The sequence below is a fragment of the Amycolatopsis sp. NPDC104587 genome, from assembly GCF_055583645.1.
Map to the genome: position 1 here is coordinate 159,525 of NZ_JBVJNO010000003.1, position 16,116 is coordinate 175,640.

Annotated in this window: 15 protein-coding genes; 4 read left to right on the forward strand and 11 right to left on the reverse strand. The window is 72.3% G+C overall.

Annotated elements, in window-relative coordinates:
- Genes ACZ61C_RS08860 through ACZ61C_RS08880 form a run of 5 tightly spaced genes read right to left on the reverse strand, consistent with a single transcriptional unit; the run spans position 1 to position 5,896 of the window.
- Complete coding sequence (locus tag ACZ61C_RS08860) at positions 1–723, reverse strand: alpha/beta fold hydrolase (RefSeq protein WP_465304501.1); 723 nt, start codon at positions 721–723, stop codon at positions 1–3.
- Positions 724–736: 13 nt separating this feature from the next.
- Positions 737–1,648, reverse strand: coding sequence for an ABC transporter permease (locus ACZ61C_RS08865; RefSeq protein ID WP_465304503.1), 912 nt, complete (start codon positions 1,646–1,648; stop codon positions 737–739).
- On the reverse strand, positions 1,645–2,589 hold the full coding sequence (locus ACZ61C_RS08870) for an ABC transporter permease (protein ID WP_465304505.1): 945 nt from the start codon (positions 2,587–2,589) through the stop codon (positions 1,645–1,647). The genes ACZ61C_RS08865 and ACZ61C_RS08870 overlap by 4 nt, the downstream gene beginning before the upstream one ends.
- Positions 2,586–4,163 (reverse strand): ABC transporter substrate-binding protein, encoded by a 1,578-nt coding sequence (locus ACZ61C_RS08875; RefSeq protein ID WP_465304507.1) that lies wholly within the window; start codon positions 4,161–4,163, stop codon positions 2,586–2,588. The genes ACZ61C_RS08870 and ACZ61C_RS08875 overlap by 4 nt, the downstream gene beginning before the upstream one ends.
- The gene (locus ACZ61C_RS08880) at positions 4,160–5,896 is read right to left on the reverse strand and encodes a dipeptide ABC transporter ATP-binding protein (RefSeq protein ID WP_465304509.1); all 1,737 of its coding nucleotides are present in this window, start codon (positions 5,894–5,896) and stop codon (positions 4,160–4,162) included. The genes ACZ61C_RS08875 and ACZ61C_RS08880 overlap by 4 nt, the downstream gene beginning before the upstream one ends.
- Before the next feature lie 228 nt (positions 5,897–6,124).
- Between ACZ61C_RS08880 and ACZ61C_RS08885 the strand changes: the two genes are divergently transcribed.
- A complete protein-coding gene (locus ACZ61C_RS08885) occupies positions 6,125–7,099 on the forward strand; it encodes a methyltransferase family protein (RefSeq protein WP_465304511.1) in 975 nt (324 codons plus the stop codon).
- The gene (locus ACZ61C_RS08890; RefSeq protein WP_465304513.1) at positions 7,096–8,022 is read left to right on the forward strand and encodes an alpha/beta hydrolase; all 927 of its coding nucleotides are present in this window, start codon (positions 7,096–7,098) and stop codon (positions 8,020–8,022) included. Before ACZ61C_RS08885 ends, ACZ61C_RS08890 begins: the two co-directional genes overlap by 4 nt.
- On the opposite strand, the gene ACZ61C_RS08895 is transcribed toward ACZ61C_RS08890, so the two are convergent.
- The 3 genes from ACZ61C_RS08895 to ACZ61C_RS08905 all read right to left on the reverse strand — a co-directional run bounded on the left by ACZ61C_RS08895 (position 8,009) and on the right by ACZ61C_RS08905 (position 11,256).
- Entirely contained in the window at positions 8,009–8,596 is a 588-nt protein-coding gene (locus tag ACZ61C_RS08895; protein ID WP_465304515.1) for a TetR/AcrR family transcriptional regulator, read from the reverse strand. The genes ACZ61C_RS08890 and ACZ61C_RS08895 overlap by 14 nt on opposite strands.
- A gap of 311 nt (positions 8,597–8,907) precedes the next feature.
- Positions 8,908–10,518: an amidohydrolase gene (locus ACZ61C_RS08900; protein WP_465304517.1), complete on the reverse strand. Its 1,611-nt coding sequence runs from the start codon at positions 10,516–10,518 to the stop codon at positions 8,908–8,910.
- Positions 10,519–10,521: 3 nt separating this feature from the next.
- The gene (locus ACZ61C_RS08905; RefSeq protein WP_465304519.1) at positions 10,522–11,256 is read right to left on the reverse strand and encodes a MoaF C-terminal domain-containing protein; all 735 of its coding nucleotides are present in this window, start codon (positions 11,254–11,256) and stop codon (positions 10,522–10,524) included.
- A gap of 112 nt (positions 11,257–11,368) precedes the next feature.
- On the opposite strand from ACZ61C_RS08905, the gene ACZ61C_RS08910 reads away from it, so the two are divergent.
- Positions 11,369–12,067, forward strand: a complete 699-nt coding sequence (locus ACZ61C_RS08910; RefSeq protein WP_465304521.1) for an SDR family NAD(P)-dependent oxidoreductase — start codon at positions 11,369–11,371, stop codon at positions 12,065–12,067.
- 13 nt (positions 12,068–12,080) lie between these two features.
- Positions 12,081–12,872, forward strand: a complete 792-nt coding sequence (locus ACZ61C_RS08915; RefSeq protein WP_465304523.1) for an SDR family NAD(P)-dependent oxidoreductase — start codon at positions 12,081–12,083, stop codon at positions 12,870–12,872.
- Between the two features lie 2 nt (positions 12,873–12,874).
- Here the strand turns inward: ACZ61C_RS08915 and ACZ61C_RS08920 are convergent, their stop codons facing one another.
- Genes ACZ61C_RS08920 through ACZ61C_RS08930 form a run of 3 tightly spaced genes read right to left on the reverse strand, consistent with a single transcriptional unit; the run spans position 12,875 to position 16,108 of the window.
- Positions 12,875–13,567, reverse strand: a complete 693-nt coding sequence (locus ACZ61C_RS08920) for an ABC transporter ATP-binding protein (RefSeq protein WP_465304525.1) — start codon at positions 13,565–13,567, stop codon at positions 12,875–12,877.
- Positions 13,564–15,261, reverse strand: a complete 1,698-nt coding sequence (locus ACZ61C_RS08925; RefSeq protein ID WP_465304527.1) for a branched-chain amino acid ABC transporter ATP-binding protein/permease — start codon at positions 15,259–15,261, stop codon at positions 13,564–13,566. Before ACZ61C_RS08925 ends, ACZ61C_RS08920 begins: the two co-directional genes overlap by 4 nt.
- The gene (locus ACZ61C_RS08930) at positions 15,248–16,108 is read right to left on the reverse strand and encodes a branched-chain amino acid ABC transporter permease (RefSeq protein ID WP_465304529.1); all 861 of its coding nucleotides are present in this window, start codon (positions 16,106–16,108) and stop codon (positions 15,248–15,250) included. The genes ACZ61C_RS08925 and ACZ61C_RS08930 overlap by 14 nt, the downstream gene beginning before the upstream one ends.
- Positions 16,109–16,116: the final 8 nt, after the last annotated feature.

Genomic DNA, 16,116 nt, shown 5'->3' on the forward strand with positions numbered 1-16,116 from the left:
TCAAGGAGTGTCGAGGAACGTGAGCGCGGCGGTGCGGAAGGGCGCGCCTCGCAAAGCCGCACCGTGGTCGCCGGGCACGCGCAGCAGGTCGCTGCCCGGCACCAGCGGGACGAGGGTTTCGATGCCCGCGCTGACCGGGTCGTCCTGGCCCGCGACGAACCTCGTCGGCACACCGACCGTCCCGATCCGCGGCGCGAACGGCTCGCGCCGCAGCCCCTCGACGCAGCGGGCCAGGGCGGCCGGGTCACGGCCCGGCGCGGTGATCATCCGGGCGATCACCGCCGTCAGCGGGTCGGCCGGGAGCTTTCCGCCGGTCGCGAAGGCCAGTGCGGCCTCGACGTCGACCGCGCCGAACGGCTCGTACGGGCTGAGCCCACCCAGGACCAGCCGCCGGACCGGCAGCAATGCAGGCAGCTCCCACGCGAGCCGCGCGCCCAGCGAGTACCCGACAACGTCCAGTTCGGACACTTCGCCGACCGCGAGCGCCAGCTCTTCGGTGATCGCCTTGGGGGTCGGGTCGCCGGGGGCCGGGCTCGACCCGTGACCGGGGAGGTCGGGCACGATCGCCTCGCGGCCGGACGCGGTCAAAGCCGCCGGCCAGCCGGTGCTGACCCAGTCGGTGGCGCCGTCGGAGGCGAAGCCGTGCAGGAGCAGGACCGGCGGGCCGGAAGCCGGGCGGGCCGGGGCGAACCGGCGCACGGCGAGGGACGTCGGGAGCGTCAAGGAAAGGCCTTTCTCAAGAACGGGACCGGACGCGCAGGCGCTGCAGCTCGCCGAGCGTGCGGGCACGGGCGTCGACGGCGATCCGCAGCGCGGAGCCGATGAGGTTGAGCAGGAAGACGCAGAGCATGATCGTCACGCCCGGCACGACGACCAGCCACGGCGCGACCACGAGGTACGAGCGGCCCTCGGCGATCATGTTCCCCCAGGTCGGCGTGGGTGGCGCGATGCCGAGCCCGAGGAAGCTCATCGCGCCGTCGACCAGCATCGCGGCCGCGGCGAGGATGACGACCTGGACCAGCGCGAGCGGCAGCACGTTCGGGAACACGTGCACCAGCAGGATCTTGCCGCGGCTCATCCCGGACACGCGCGCGGCGCCGATGTACTGCCGGCCGGCGATGCCGAGCACGCGGCTGCGGATGACCCGCGCGGTGAACGGCGTGAAGATCACCGTCAGCGCGATCAGCTCGGTCCAGATGCTCGCACCCAGCGAGATGGCCAGCGCCATCGCCAGGATGATCGCCGGGAACGACATCCACGCGTCCATCAGCCGCATCAGGACCGCGTCCGCCGTCCGGTAGAAGCCGCTGACCAGGCCGATCACCATGCCGGAGAACGCCGCGCAGAGCGTGATCAACGCCGAGAGCCCGAGCGACGCGCGCCCGCCGGAGACCAGCCGGGCCAGCACGTCCCGGCCGAAGGAGTCGGTGCCGAGCGGGTGCGCGGCCGACGGCGGCAGCAGCCGGTGCACCGGGTCGGTCGCGCTGACGCTCGGCAGGAAGAACGGCAGCACGACCACCGCGAGCACGACCAGCCCGAGCAGCACCGAGCAGATCACCAGGGTCCGGTTCCGCCGGAACACCCGCATCGCGCGCCGCGTCGGGGGAGTGTCCACCACGGACGGCTGGTCGGCGACGGCGAGGCTCATGCGACACGCACCTTCGGGTCGAGCAGCGCGTAGGAGAGGTCGACCAGCAGGTTGACCACGACGAACAGCACCGCGACGAACAACGTGACCCCCTGGATCAGCGGGAAGTCGCGAGTGGACACCGCGCCCATGAGCAGGTGCCCGAGCCCCGGCACGACGAAGATCGACTCGATGATCACGATCCCGCCGACCAGCATCGCGAAGTTGCTGCCCAGCTGCGTCACCAGCGGCATCAGCGCGTTCGGCAGGACGTGCTCGAGCATCACCCGCCGCTCGGGCAGGCCCTTGACCCGCGCGGTGCGCAGGTAGGCCAGCGGCAGCTCGCCGAGCACGCTCTCCCGCAGGGTCAGCACGAACAACGCCGTCTGCCCGATCACGAGCACGGTCACCGGCAGCACCAGCGCGGGCACCGCGGCGACCGGGTCGGTCAGCAGGTCGTGGTAGCCGCTGGAGGGGAACCACCGCAGGGTCACCGAGAAGACCAGCACGAGCACGAGCGAGATCCAGAAGTCCGGCATCGCCATGCCGAGCGAGGACAGCCGGTCGAGCGTGCGGGCCACCGGGTTGCGCGGCGACACCGCCTGCCACGCCGTGATCGCCACCGACAGGAAGAAGCTGATCACCGTGGACAGCACGGCCAGCGTCAGGGTCGGCACGATGTGGCTCGCGACGACGTCGAGCACCGGCTGGTGGTAGGTGATCGACGTCCCGAAGTCGCCGCGCAGGACGTGCCCGGCCCAGGTCAGGTACTGCTGTCCGAGGGAGCCGTCGAGGCCCATGCTCGACCGCAGCGCCGCGACGTCGGCCGGGCGCGCGGTCGGGCCGAGGATCGCCTGGGCCGGGTCACCCGGGATCAGCCGGATGACGAAGAACATCATCGTGCCGACGATGACCAGGATGATCACCAGGTCGCGCAGCCGGCGCAGCAGCACCCCGGTCATGCGGCCAGCCAAGCGTTCCAGAACACGCGGTAGAAGTCGCCGTAACCCTTGAGCCGTGGCGTGTAGGCCGCCCAGAGCTTCGACTGGCTGAGCGTGATCACCGACAGCTGCTTCCAGGTGAAGGCCTGCATCTTGTCGATGACAGTTTTGGCCTGCTCCGGTGTGGCCGAGGCGTTGAACTCGGCGAGCAGGCCGTCCATCTCGGCCGACGACGAGCCGTTGAGCGTGCCGAGGGTGAGCGCCGGCATCTGCGCGGGCGAAGTCAGCGACGAGTCGAAGAACAACGTCGTGATGTCCCAGCCCGCCGGGTCCTTGGTGAGCGTGCCGAGCATGGTGGCGAAGTCGTAGGTGTCGATCTTGGTCTTGAGGCCGATCTTGCCCAGCTCGTCCTGGATGAGCACGGCCCACTTGCCGAACTCGGGGTAGGAGTTCGTGGTCACGATGTGGATCGTCGACCCGGCGGGCACGCCGGCCTCGGCGAGCAGCTGCTGGGCGCGGGCCGGGTCGTGCTGCCGGTAGACCTCTTCGCCCGCGGTGGAGTACGACGCCTTGTTGTCCGGCGAGGCGAACGCGCCGGTCTCGATCGTCAGGTCCTTGCTGCCGCCGGTGGCCGCGTTGATCGCTGGCTTGTCGAGCAGCAGGTTCAGCGCCTGGCGGGCCCGCGGGTCGGCGAACTTCGAGCCCGGCGTGAAGTTCGGGATGATGACGTTCTGGTTGCCGCCGGGCAGGTTGTGCACGACCAGGTTCGGGTTGGCCTTGAGCGTCTCGTACTGGTCGTTGGCCGGCGTCGCGTGGTCCCACTGTCCGGTCTGGAGGCCGTTGACCAGCGCGTCCTGGTCGCCGACGATCTTGTAGGTGACGGTGTCGAGGTAGGCGTGCTTGGCGCCGGCCTGCCCGCCCCAGTCCTCTTCGGACCGTGACTTGTACCCGGCGTAGCGCTCCAGCACGAGCTGCTGGCCGATGTCCCAGCTCTTCAGCTTGTACGGGCCGGTGCCGATCGCCTTGTCCTGGCCGAACCCGGTGGCGGGCAGCCCGGCGAGGTTCTTCGCCTCGTAGATCTCGGTGCCCGCGCCGGCCAGCTCGTCGATCAGCGGGTAGCGCGGCCGCTTGAGGTGGATGGTGACGGTGCCCGGGTCGGGTGCGGTGATCGTGTCGATGTCGGGGGTGACCAGCTGGCCGGTCCGGTGGCTCTTCTGCCAGCGCTGGAGGCTCGCGACGACGTCCCCGCCGGTCAGCGGGTTGCCGTCCTGGAACGTGACCCCCTGGCGGAGCTTGAACGTGTAGGTCAGCCGGTCCGGGCTCGTGGTGAACGTGTCGACCAGCATCGGCTGCGCGACGAAGTGCTGGTCCACTTCGAACAGCTTCTCGTACATCATGTTGCCGATCTGCGCGGTCACCTGGCCGGGGTTGGCGACCATGTCGAGCGACTGCGGGTCGGTGGGGACGGCGACGGTGAGGTTGCCGCCGCGGACGGGCGGGCCGTCGGCGGCGGCCGTGGTGCCGGCACTTCCCATGCAGCCGGCGAGCAGGGTGGCCGCGGCGGCGAGGGCTGCGAGCAGGGGAGTTCTCTTCATGGGCGCGTCGATCCTGTGTGGGGGAGGGCGGGCAGGTCGGGGTTGGCGGCGAGCAGCCGCCGGGTGTAGTCGTGACGCGGGGAGAGGCGGATCTCGTCCGGGGTGCCGGTCTCGATCAGCTCGCCCCGGTACATCACGCCGACCCGGTCGGCCACCGAAAGCACGAGGCTGAGGTTGTGGGTGATGAACAGCAGGCTGAGCGTGCGGGTGCGGCGCAGGTCCAGCAGCAGGTTCATGACCTGGCCCTGCACCGAGACGTCGAGGGCGGACGTCGGCTCGTCGGCGACGATCAGCTCGGGCCCGGCGGCGATCGCGCGGGCGATGGAAACGCGCTGGCGCTGCCCGCCGGACAGCTGCGACGGCAGCTTTCCGGCGGTGTCCTTCGGGAGGCCGACCTCGTCGATGAGGTCGGCGACGCGCCGGTCCAGCTCGGCGCCGCGCAGCGGGGTCAGCTCCTTGAGCGGTTCGGCGATGATCCGGGCCGCGGTGTGGCGCGGGTCCAGTGAGCTCTGCGGGTCCTGGAAGATCAGCTGGACGCGGCGGCGGAGCGCGCGCTCGGCGCCGACGAGCCCGGCAGGCGTGATCCCGTGCGCGCCGAAGGCGATCGTGCCCGAGGTCGGCGGTTCGAGCGCGCTCACCAGCCGGCCGAGGGTGGACTTCCCGGAGCCGGACTCGCCGACCAGCCCGAAGAACTCGCCGGGCGGGATCTCGAGGGAGACCTCGCGCACGGCGTCGACCCGCCGTCCTTTTCGTCCGTACACTTTGGACACCGCGGTGATCGTGAGCGGAGTTCCTTCGTGGTCCTTGACCGGACGCGGCTTCAGCGTCCGGGTCTCGACCGCTTCGGTCGCCTCGCCGGTCATCGCGGATTCGAGCAGGGCGGGGGAGATGGTGGGGAAGCCGTCGCGGCGGCTGACACCGAGCTGCGGCACGCAGCCGAGCAGCGCCCGCGTGTACGGGTGGCGCGGCCGCGTCAGCACGTCGTCGCGGGAGCCGGCCTCGACCAGGCGGCCCCGGTACAGCACCGCGATCCGGTCGGCGACCCGCGCGGCGACCCCCATGTCGTGGGTGATGAACACGCAGGCGGTGCCGTGGTCGCGGCGCACCCGGTCGAAGAGCGTGAGGATCTCCGCCTGCGTGGTGACGTCGAGGGCGGTGGTCGGCTCGTCGGCGATGAGCAGGTCTGGGTCGGCCATCAGGGCGAGCGCGATCATGACGCGCTGCTGCATGCCGCCGGACAGCTGGTGCGGGTACTGGCGCAGGATCCGGTCGGTGTCGGTGAGCCCGACCTCGGTCAGCAGCCGGCGGGCCTTGGCCTCGGCCCGCTTCCGCAGCGGGCCGCCGCGGCGGGTCGCCTGGCCGGGCAGGGACCCGGGTTCGCGGTAGGCCTCGACCAGCTGCCCGCCGACCCGGCGGCCGGGGTTGAGCGAGTCGAGGGCCTCCTGGAAGATCATGCCGATCCGCGGGCCGCGGTAGGCGCGCATCGTGTCGGCGGGCAGCTTCGTCACGTCCACGCCGTCGATCGTGATCTCGCCGCGGGTGCGGACCGGCGCGACGAACTCGAGCAGCCGGATGATCGACAGCGCGGTGACGGTCTTGCCGCTGCCGGACTCGCCGACGACGCAGAGCGTGCGGCCCTGCGCGAGGTCGAGGGACAGCTCCCGGACGAGTTCGCGCTCGCTGTCCTCGGTGACCACGCCGACGGTGAGATCCCGGATTTCGAGCAGCGTCATGGGTTCCCCTTCCTCGCGCCCGCCGCGAAGGGGCGGGCCGGACTGCCGGGCACCGGCAGGGGTAGTTCTACGCATGTTGACACTCGCTGCCGACCGTGTCAATGGTTTTATTCTACGAACGTAGGAAGTTGAAATGCGACAGTTTTCCGTTGCTGCGCGTGGAAAATCGGCACTGGACTCTTTTATCTACGGATGTAGAGTGTCCGGGTCGGACAGAAGGAGGACACCGTGACGAGAACCCCGCCCACACCGGAACGCATCGTGGACGTCGCCGTGGGGTACATGGCGGCCCAGCAGCTCTTCGCGGCCAACCGGATCGGGCTGTTCCCGGCGCTGGCGGCCGGTCCGCTGAGCGCCGGGGAGCTGGCCGGCCGGACGGGCCGGCCGGAGAAGACCACCCGGATCCTCGGCGACACCCTGGCCGCCCTCGGTCTCCTGTCCCGTGTGGACGGCCGGTACGCGCTCACCACCGACACGGCCGCGTACCTCGGCGGGGAAGGCCTGGACCTCGCGCCGTTCCTGACCTTCCTCGAGACCATCAGCTACCCGCACTGGACGCAGTTCGCGCACGCCACCGACACCGGCGAACCCGGCGACCTCGACCTCACCGGCGACCGCTGGACCACCTTCCTCGGCGGGGTGATGGTGTATAACGCCCTACACGCTCGGCTGCTGGGGCGAGCTTTCGATTTCAGCGGCTACAAAAACCTCCTGGACCTGGGCGGGCTTTCCTCGGCCTTCGCCCTGGAGGCGCTGCAGGCCAACGACGTCCTGCGCGCGACGTTCGTCTACGACCCGCGGTCGGTGCCGTCGGTGACCGAAGCGGTCGCGTCGTTCGCGGACCGCACGAGCGTCGTCGGCGCGGCGACCCCGGACGCCGAACCGGAGGGCGAGTTCGACCTGGTGATGGTGAACCACGTGGTGCACCGGTTCTCCGTCGACGAGAACCGGGCGATCCTGCGGCACGCGCGCGCCGCGGCGGCACCGGGGGCGCGGCTGCTGCTGCTCGACTTCTTCCTGGACGACGACGCCGAACCGCGTCCGCTCGACGCGCTGCACGCGGGGGAGTACCTGGTCATCGACGGCACGGTGGTCTACCCGGAGGCCGACGTCCGGGGCTGGCTGTCGGGCGCCGGGTGGCGCCCGGTCGACCGGCTGACGCTGCCCGGTTCGCCGCGTGTGCTCGTCGCGGAAGCGGTGTGACCATGAGCCTCGACCCCGCGGTGCGCGAGCTGCTCGCCCGCAGTCCCGAAGGGCCCGAGCGGCCGCTGACCGCCGTCGAGCTGCGGGCCGCGTTCGCGGCTTCGCGGCCGCAGCCGGGTGCGGTGGCGCCGGTCGCGTCGGTGACCGACCACTGGCTCCCCGGCGATCTCCGGGTCCGGCTGTACCTGCCCGAGGCGCCGGGTCCGGTGCCGGTGTTCCTCTGGATCCACGGGGGCGGCTGGACGATCGGCTCAGTCGACGAGAACGAGGTCGCCTCCCGGGCGGTGTGTGCGGCGGCATCGGTCGCGGTGGCGGCCGTCGAGTACCGGCTGGCGCCCGAAAATCCTTATCCGGCCGCGCCTTCCGACTGCTACGCGGTGCTGGAATGGCTGGCCGCGGGCGGCGCGGGACCCGCGGTGACGCCGTCACGGATCGCGGTCGGCGGGGAGAGCGCGGGCGGCAACCTGTCCACTGTGGTCTCGATGATGACGCGGGACCGTGGCGGGCCGGAGATCGCGGCGCAGGTGCTGATCTGCCCGGTGTTCGGTCACCCCGACGACGGCCACGAGTCCTATGCGGACTTCGCGACCGGGTATGGGATGACGGCCGACGCGATGCGGTTCTTCTTCGCGCAGTACGCGCCGGATCCGTCCCTTTTGGACGACGCCTACCTGCTGCCTTCACGCGCGTCCGATCTCTCGGGCCTGCCGCCGGCATTGGTGCTGACGGCGGAGTACGACGTCCTGCGCGACGAGGGGGAGGCGTTCGCCCGGCGGCTGTCCGACGCGGGGGTCGCGGTGGACCTGAGCCGGTACGCCGGGCAGATCCACGGGTTCTACGGGCTGTACACGGACCTGCCCGCGTCGCCGCGGTCGCACGCGGAGGTGGCGGCCTACCTGCGTGGGGTCTTCACGGGCGGGTGAGCCGGTCCAGGAGGGAGCCGAGGTGGCGGTGCTGCAGGTCGACGGTGGAGAACTCGCCCGCCACCAGGCTCATCACGTTCGCGCCGGCGTTGAGCAGGACGATCTCGTCGACGAGCTGCTCGTCCGGGGTCTCGGTGACGATTTCGCCGTCTTCGCGGCCTTCGGTCAGGAAGCGGTGCAGCAGGCCGCGCCACTCGCGGACGTGCTCGAGGTACTTGTCGTGCATGCCGGGGTTGGCCAGCGACATCTGCCAGAAGATCAGCAGCACGCGCCCGGCGGTGATGCGCTCGTCGTCGATCGGCATGGACGACACGCAGAGCTCGCGCAGAGCGGCCATCCCACGCAGGCCGTCGAGCTCGACGTGCCGCCGCATCATGTCGAGCGCGCGCTCGTAGGTGGCGGCGATGATGTCTTCCTTGCTGGGGAAGTAGAGCTTGAGCGCCCCATTGGCAAACCCGGCCGCGGCGGCGATCTCCCGCATGGTGGCGGCCTCGATCCCGCCCCGCACGATCAGGTCCCAGGTGACGTCAACGATGTCACTGCGCCGCTGGTCGTGGTCGATGATCTTGGGCACCGGGCACCTCCCGCACTGGTTTCTCTACCAGTGTAGGAGAAACTACCGGCGAGTACAGCCCCGGGGCACCGGGTGAGTACGCGCCGCCCCGCGAAGCGGTCCTCGCGAGGGATGGGCGGGAGGTGGCTCCTGGAGGCGGGCGGCGCGCGGCGCAGTCGGCTGGCGGAGGCGGAGCGCCTCGCCCAGGCCATCCAATTCGCCTCGGGGCAACGGCGGCCGAGGCCGGCGAGCGGATACGCGCCGCCCTGCGAGGCAGTCCTCGCGAAGGCGGCGCGCGCTGCCCCGCCAACCAGGCTTCGCAGTGGTCAGGGTCAGCGAGCGAACACCCGCCGCCCCGCGAACCACGTCTCCACGACCTCCGTCGCCGCCACCTCCGCTGTCCGAAACGGGTCGCGGTCGAGCACCACGAAGTCCGCCGAGCGCCCCGGGGTCAACGATCCCGTCACGTCATCGAGGCCGCAGGCCCGCGCCCCACCCAGGGTGAACACCTCGATCGCCTCCGCCAGCGTGATCGCCTGCTCCGGCCACAACGCACCCGGGCGACGACCCTGCGGATCCTGCCGGGTCACCAAGCCCGCGATCCCCTCCCACACGTTCGGCGACTCGCTCACCGGCCAGTCCGACCCGCCCGCGACCAGCGCGCCGCTGTCCAGCAGTGCTCGGTTCGGCTGCATCCGCGACGCGCGCGGGCCGGGCAGCACCGACGCGATCGCCTCCGGGATCACTCCCGGGACCCACAGAAACGGCGAGATGTCCGCCGCCACCCCCAGCGACGCGAACCGCGGGAGGTCGTCCGGGTGCACGAACTGGCCGTGCGCCACCTGGAACCGCGTCTCGGTGTACCCCGCCGCGCGCACCTGCGCCACCGCGTCGAGGAACTGCCGCACCGAGGCGTCACCCGTGCAGTGCACCTTCGCCGAGAAGCCCGCCGACGCCGCCTTGAGCAGCCAGTTCGTCAGCTCCTCGGGCGGCATCGTGGTCGAGCCGTGGAAGCACGCGCCGTGGTCGTCGTCCGGCAGGTACGGCTCGAGGAACGCCGCCGTGCGGGTCGGGGGGACGCCGTCGAGGAAGATCTTCACGAAGTCCGGCCGGTGGTGTTTGGTGCGGTAGCGGCCGGCGACCTCCAGCAGCGGCACGCCGACCGGGTCGAACCCGAAGACCGGGTCGTTGACCAGCACCGACGTCACCACCCACGCGGCCAGCTCCCCAGCCGAGTCCAGCGACTGGAGCGCGCCCAGGATGTCGGTGGACACCCCGGCGTCCTGGAACGCGGTGACGCCGTAGCCGTGCAAGATCTCGATCGCCCGCTGGGACGCGCGCCGGTGCTGCTCCGCCGTCAGGCCGCCGGTGACGCGCTCGACCAAGACCCCCGCGGCCTCCAGCAGCAGCCCGGCCGGCGAGCCGTCGTCGCGGACGATCACGCCGCCGGGCGGGTCCGGGGTCGCCGCGGTGATCCCGGCCAGCTCCAAGGCGCGGCTGCTCACCCAGCGGTTGTGCCGGCTGTCGTCGGCCAGCGAGACCGGACGGCCGCCCGCGGCGTCGTCCAGCGCGCGCCGGGCCGACGCGGACGACAGCGTCCCGACCAAAGTGGACGCCCACGCCCCGCCGGTCAGCCACTCGTCCGGTGCCAGCGACGCGGCGCGCGCCCGGACGGCGCCGAGGATCTCCTCGAGACCCGCCTCCGCGCCGAAGCCGAGTTCGAACAGCTCCGCGCGCCCGGCCATCGCGTGGTGGTTGTGCACGTCGACCAGGCCGGGCAGGACAACCGCCCCGCCGAGGTCGACGACCTCCGTGTTCGGGCCGCGGCCGACGTCTTCGAGCGCGGCGATCTTCCCGTCGGCGACGGCGAGCGACGACGCCCACGGCCGCGTGGCGTCCACTGTGTACACCACGGCGTTGGTCAGGATCAGGTCGGCGGCCACGGTTCAGGACTCCGCCGGGTCGAGCTCCGCCGGGTGCACGGTGGTGCTCAGCAGCCGGCCGTGCGCGCCGAAGGTGAAGTGAGTCGGACGGCCGTCGCCGTCGAGTCCGAAGAGGACACCGTGGGAGCGCAACGCCCGGGCGTCGCGGTGGTCGGCGATCGTCACCGACGCGCACGGGATGACCTTCTCCCGCCAGGTGAAGACGTGGATCCCGGGCCGCACCCGGTAGACGGTGTTCTCGTCGGTGTCGGCCAGCCCGCGCTCGGGCCCGGCCAGGCACTGCCAGGTGTACCAGTGCGGGCTGAGGTAGACGTGCTCGTACGCGTGCTGCTCGCTGTAGACCCACAGCACCCGCCGCCCGATCAGCGCCGTGCTCGGCGCCATCACCTCCCCGCGGATCTCGACGCCGTCGATCGTCGCCGTCCGGAACTCTTGGGCGACCCGCGGGGTGCCCGTGTCGCCGATCCGGGTGGTGATCACGAGCGCGCGGCCGTCGCGCACGTCGAGGACCAGCGAAACGGCTTCGCGGGCGTCCGGAAGGGGCTGGACGTAGTACAAGCCGTCGTCGACGAGGAACGTTTCGCCGCCGTTCCCGGTGAAGACGACGGCGCCGTCGTCGTCACGCAGAACGAACTCACGGCCGTCCAGGTCGGTGGTCACGGGCGCCTTGTTCGCGTCGAAGCCCGGCGCGAGGCCGTCGAGGGGGAGCCAGGTCGAGGTGTCGGAGAGAGTGCTCACCCCGGTCAGTCTCGCGCGTCGCCGCGCCGGCCGGAACCGCTCGTGCGGGGGCGGACAACAAGGCTGCGCTCGACGCCAACCGCCGGGACGTGCCCGCGGTGAGGATGGGCGCATGCGAACCGAACTGGCCGGGAAGGCGGTGCTGGTGACCGGTGGCGCGTCGGGAATCGGGCTGGCGTGCGTGCAGGCGTTCCGCGAGGAGGGCGCGCGGGTCGGGGTGGTCGACCGGGTGCCGGGCGAGGGGGTGGCGGTCGCGGACGTCACCGACGAGCCCGCCCTGGTCGCGGCCGTCGACACCGTCGCGCGGCGGCTGGGCGGCCTCGACGTCGTCGTCGGGTGCGCCGGGATCTCCGGCCCGGTCGGCAAACCCCTCGCCGAGACGACCGCGGCGGAGGTCGCCGCGGTGCTCGCCGTCAACGTCACCGGGCAGTTCCTGCTGGTCAAGCACGCATTGCCACACCTGAAGGACGGCGGCGCGGTCGTGCTGCTCGGCAGCGACTCGGCGTTCACGGCCGCGCCCGGGATGGTGCCCTACTGCGCGTCGAAGGGTGCGGTCGTCGCCCTGACCCGGGCGCTCGCGGTCGAGGTGCCGGGCGTGCGGGTGAACTGCGTCTGCCCGTCGGTCGTGGACACGCCGATGGCGCGCGCCGACCTCGGCGACGTGCTCGACGACCCGGCGTTCCCGGTCCAGGCAGCCGCCGACGTCGCCCGGCAGGTGCTGTTCCTCGCGTCCCCGGCTTCGCGGCCGGTCAACGGCCAAGCCCTGCTCGCCGACTTCGGGCTGTCGGCCCGCTCCGCGTTTCCCGCCTAGGAAAGGATCCACAGTGGACACAGTTGTCGCCGTCACCGGCGGAGGCACCGGCATCGGCGCCGCGGTCGCCCGCCGCTACGCGAGCGAGGGTGCGCGCGTGGTTGTGCTCGGACGCCGTCGCGAGCCGCTCGAGAAGGTCGCCGCGGAGACCGGCGCGCACGTCATCACCTGCGACGCGAGTGTGCCGGACGACGCCGAGCGCGCGGTGGCCGAGATCGTCGGCCGCTACGGACGGCTGGACGTCGTCGTGGCCAACGCGGGCGGTCACGGGTTCCACTCGGTCGCCGACACCGGCGACGACGAGTGGGAGCTCGCGCTGCGGTCGAACCTCTCGAGCGCGTTCGTGCTCTGCCGCGCCGCGCTGCCGTCGCTGGTCGAGACCGGCGGGCAGGTCGTGGTGGTGTCGTCGCTGGCCGGGTTGTTCGCCGGGCCGAACGTCGCCGGCTACACCGTCGCCAAGCACGCGCTGATCGGCCTGACCCGTTCGATCGCCCGCGACTTCGGCCCGCGCGGCGTCCGCGCGAACGCCGTCTGCCCGGGCTGGGTCCGCACGCCGATGGCCGACGGCGAGATGGCCGAGTTCGCCGCCGCGGCCGGTTTCGACGGCGGCCACGACGAGGGGTACCGCCGGGTGACGGCCGAGGTCCCGCTGCGGCGCGCGGCCGAGCCGTCTGAAATCGCTTCGGTGGTGCGGTTCCTGGGTTCACCGGAGTCGTCGTACATCACGGGCGCGGTCCTGGTCGCCGACGGCGGCGCCCACGCGGTGGACCTCCCGACCCTGGCTTTCGAGCGCGCCGGGATGTGACGTCACCGGCCCAGGTAGGCGGCGTGGAGCGTGGCGGGGGCGTCCAGCAGGGTCTGGGCGTCCCCCGCGTACGTGACCCGGCCGGAGGAGACGACCAAGGCGTCTTGGGCCACCCCCAGCGCGGCCTGCGTGAACTGCTCCACCAGCAGGATCGCCGTGCCCTCGGCCGCGAAGCGCGTCACCACGGGGAGCAGGCGGGTGAAGACCACCGGCGCGAGGCCCAGCGACATCTCGTCGATGAGCAGGAACGCCGGCCGCGCCGCGAAGGCCCGTGCCAGCACCACCATCTGCTGCTCGCCGCCCGACAGCAGCGCCGCGGGGGAGTCGCGGCGCTTGTCCAGCTCGGGGAACAGGTCCAGCACGGCCTCGAGCTGCGCCGGCGTGCGCGCGGTCAGGCGGAGGTTTTCCAGCACCGTGAGCCCGGGGAACACCGCCCGGCCCTGCTCGATGTGCGCCAGGCCGAGCCGCGCCCGTGCCACCCGTGACTGCCGCGTGACGTCGACGCCGCCCACGTGGACGCGGCCGGCGGCGCACGGCACCACCCCCGACACCGCTTCGAGCAGGCTGGTCTTCCCGGCGCCGTTCGGCCCGACGAGCGCCGTGATGCGGCCGGGCTCGAGGGTGAACCCGACGTCGCGGATCACCGGGCCGGCGCCGCGCTTCACCGTGAGGCCCTCGACTCGCAACACGTTCACAGCAGCTCCTTTTCGCCCATGTACGCCTTCAGGACGGCCGGGTCGGCGAGCACGTCCGCCTGCGGCCCGCTCGCCAGCACCTCGCCGAAGTCGAGCACCGTCAGCCGGTCGCACACCGACCGGACGAGGTCGAGGTCGTGCTCGATGAGCAGCACCGAGACGCCGAACCGCGCGGGGACCTGACGCAGCCGCCGCCCGAACGCCACGTGCTCCTCGTGCGGCAGCCCGGCCGCCGGTTCGTCGAGCAGCAGCACTCGGGGCCTCGCCAGCAGGTGCCCGACGACCTCGACGAGCCGCCGCGCGCCGGCGTCCACTCGCGACAACGGCGTCCGCGGTGAAGGGCAGCCGAAGAACTCCAGTGCGTCGGCGACTTCGGTGCCCGGGATCCGGCGGCGGGCGACGAACCGCACGTAGGCCCCGACGGTGAGGCCCGGCGGGACGCGGTCCTGTTGGAACGTCCGCCGCAGCCCCGCGCGGGCCCGCCGGGTGGGGGAGCCGGTCAGGGGACGGCCGTCGAGCGTCACGGTTCCGGTCGCCCTCGGCAGGAACCCGCTGATGACGTCGACCAAAGTGGACTTCCCGGCGCCGTTGGGCCCGATCACGCCCAGCACGCCGTGTTCCGGCACCGAGATGTCCACCTCGGACAGTGCCTTGACGTGTCCGAACGAGACGCTCAGGCCGCGCACCTCCAGCACCGGGTCGCCCAGCGGCAGCGGCTCGGCTTCGGCGACGTCGGTGAGCCCGAGGCCGGCCGGCCCGCGGGACCGGTGCCAGAGGTTCCGCCAGGCCGTGCCGAGGTTGCCGCGCCCGGCGAGCGCCTGGACCCCGAGCACACCGAAGATCACGAACCCCCAGTCCTGCGGCACGCCCCAGCGCTTGAGCAGCTCCGGCACGGCGACCCAGAGCAGCGCGCCGAACACCGCCATGTCGATCAGGTGCGCGCCGGACATGATCGCCAGCACGTACAGCGCGAGCGACTGGATCGAGGTGAAGCTCGCCGGGAAGGCCAGGCCGACCTGGCCGGTGAGCAGGCCGCCGCTGATGCCGCCGAGCGCGGCGCTGACCGCGAAGGCCGTCAGCTTCGACGTCCGCACGCCGGCGCCCACCGCGGCGGTGCCGCGTTCGGAGAAGGCGACCAGGTGCCAGCTGCTGCCCCAGCGGCCGCGGCGCAGGAAGTGCACCACGAGCCCGCACACGACGAGCGCCAGCACCGCGAACAGGAAGTAGGACCGGTCGTCGGAGAACGCCTCCGGCCGCTCGACCGAGAGTCCCTCGGTGGCGCCCGGGAACTGGATCTGCACCAGCGTCAGGTCGGCCGCCGCGGCGAGCCCGAGCGTCACGACGGCGAGCGTGATGCCCCGCAGCCGCAGGGCGGGAAGCCCGACGAGCACGCCGGCCAGCGCCGCGGCCAGGCCGCCGAGGAGCAGCCACACGACGAACCCGCCCGGCACGCCCGCGACGTTGCACGCCGAGACGACGAACGCGCCGACCGCGGCGAAGGTCAGCTGGCACAGGGAGATCATCCCGGCGGTGCCGGTGACCACCCCGAGCCCGAGCAGGGCGATCGCCGCGACCACGGCGCTGACGCCGAGGTAGACGAAGTACCCCTCCAGCCCGACGCTCAGGGCGTAGCCCACGCCGATGGCGACGGCCGCGACGAGCAGCGGCAGCCCGAACCGCTCAGCGAGCCGCATCCCACACCTCCTTGCGCTGCGTCCACAGCAGCAGCGCCACGATGACCAGGAACGGGAGGAAGTACCGCAGCACCGACAGCCGGTCGGACTGGGCCACGGCGCCCTGGGCCATGCCCAGCACCAGGCCGCCCGCCACGGCCAGGTCGAGCCGCCGGAACCCGCCGAGCAGCGCCGCCGCGGCCGCCGGCACCACCAGCATCGCCAGGGACGTCGGGTCGTTCGACTGCGACGGCGCGACGATCGACACGGCGAGCGTCGCGATCACCCCGGTCGCCGTCCACACACCGACCGAGAGCGGCCGGGCGGGGATGCCCAGCAGCTCCGCCGTGGTCGGCCGTTCCGACAGCGCCCGCAGCCGGACGCCGAGCGTGGTGCGGGCCAGCACCGCGCGGCAGCCGAGCGCCACGAGCACCGCGAGCGCCACCGTGACCACGGTGACCTGGCTGACGACCACTCCGCCGAGGGTGAACGCCGGCCCGGCCAGCAGCGGGTGGAACGGCTGCGGCTTGTTCCCGAAAAGGATGAACGCCAGCGAGATCAGCAGCAGGAGCACGGCGACGGTCACCGCCGACCGTGTCCCGGTGTCGGCCTCGGCGAGCCAGGTCGAGACGATCCAGCCGAGCACCGCGCTCAGCAGGCCGCCCAGCACGATCCCCGCAAGCGTCGCCAGCCACTCGGGAAGTCCCCAGTGGACAGCGAGGAACACCGCGACGTAACAGCCGAACATCCCGGTGGCGGACTGCGCGAAGTTGACCACCCGCACCAGCCGCGACATGAGCGTCAGGCACACCGCGAGCACTGCGTAGAGGCCGCCGGCGGCAAGCCCGGCCAAAGCGCCCTGGAGCATGAGTGTCC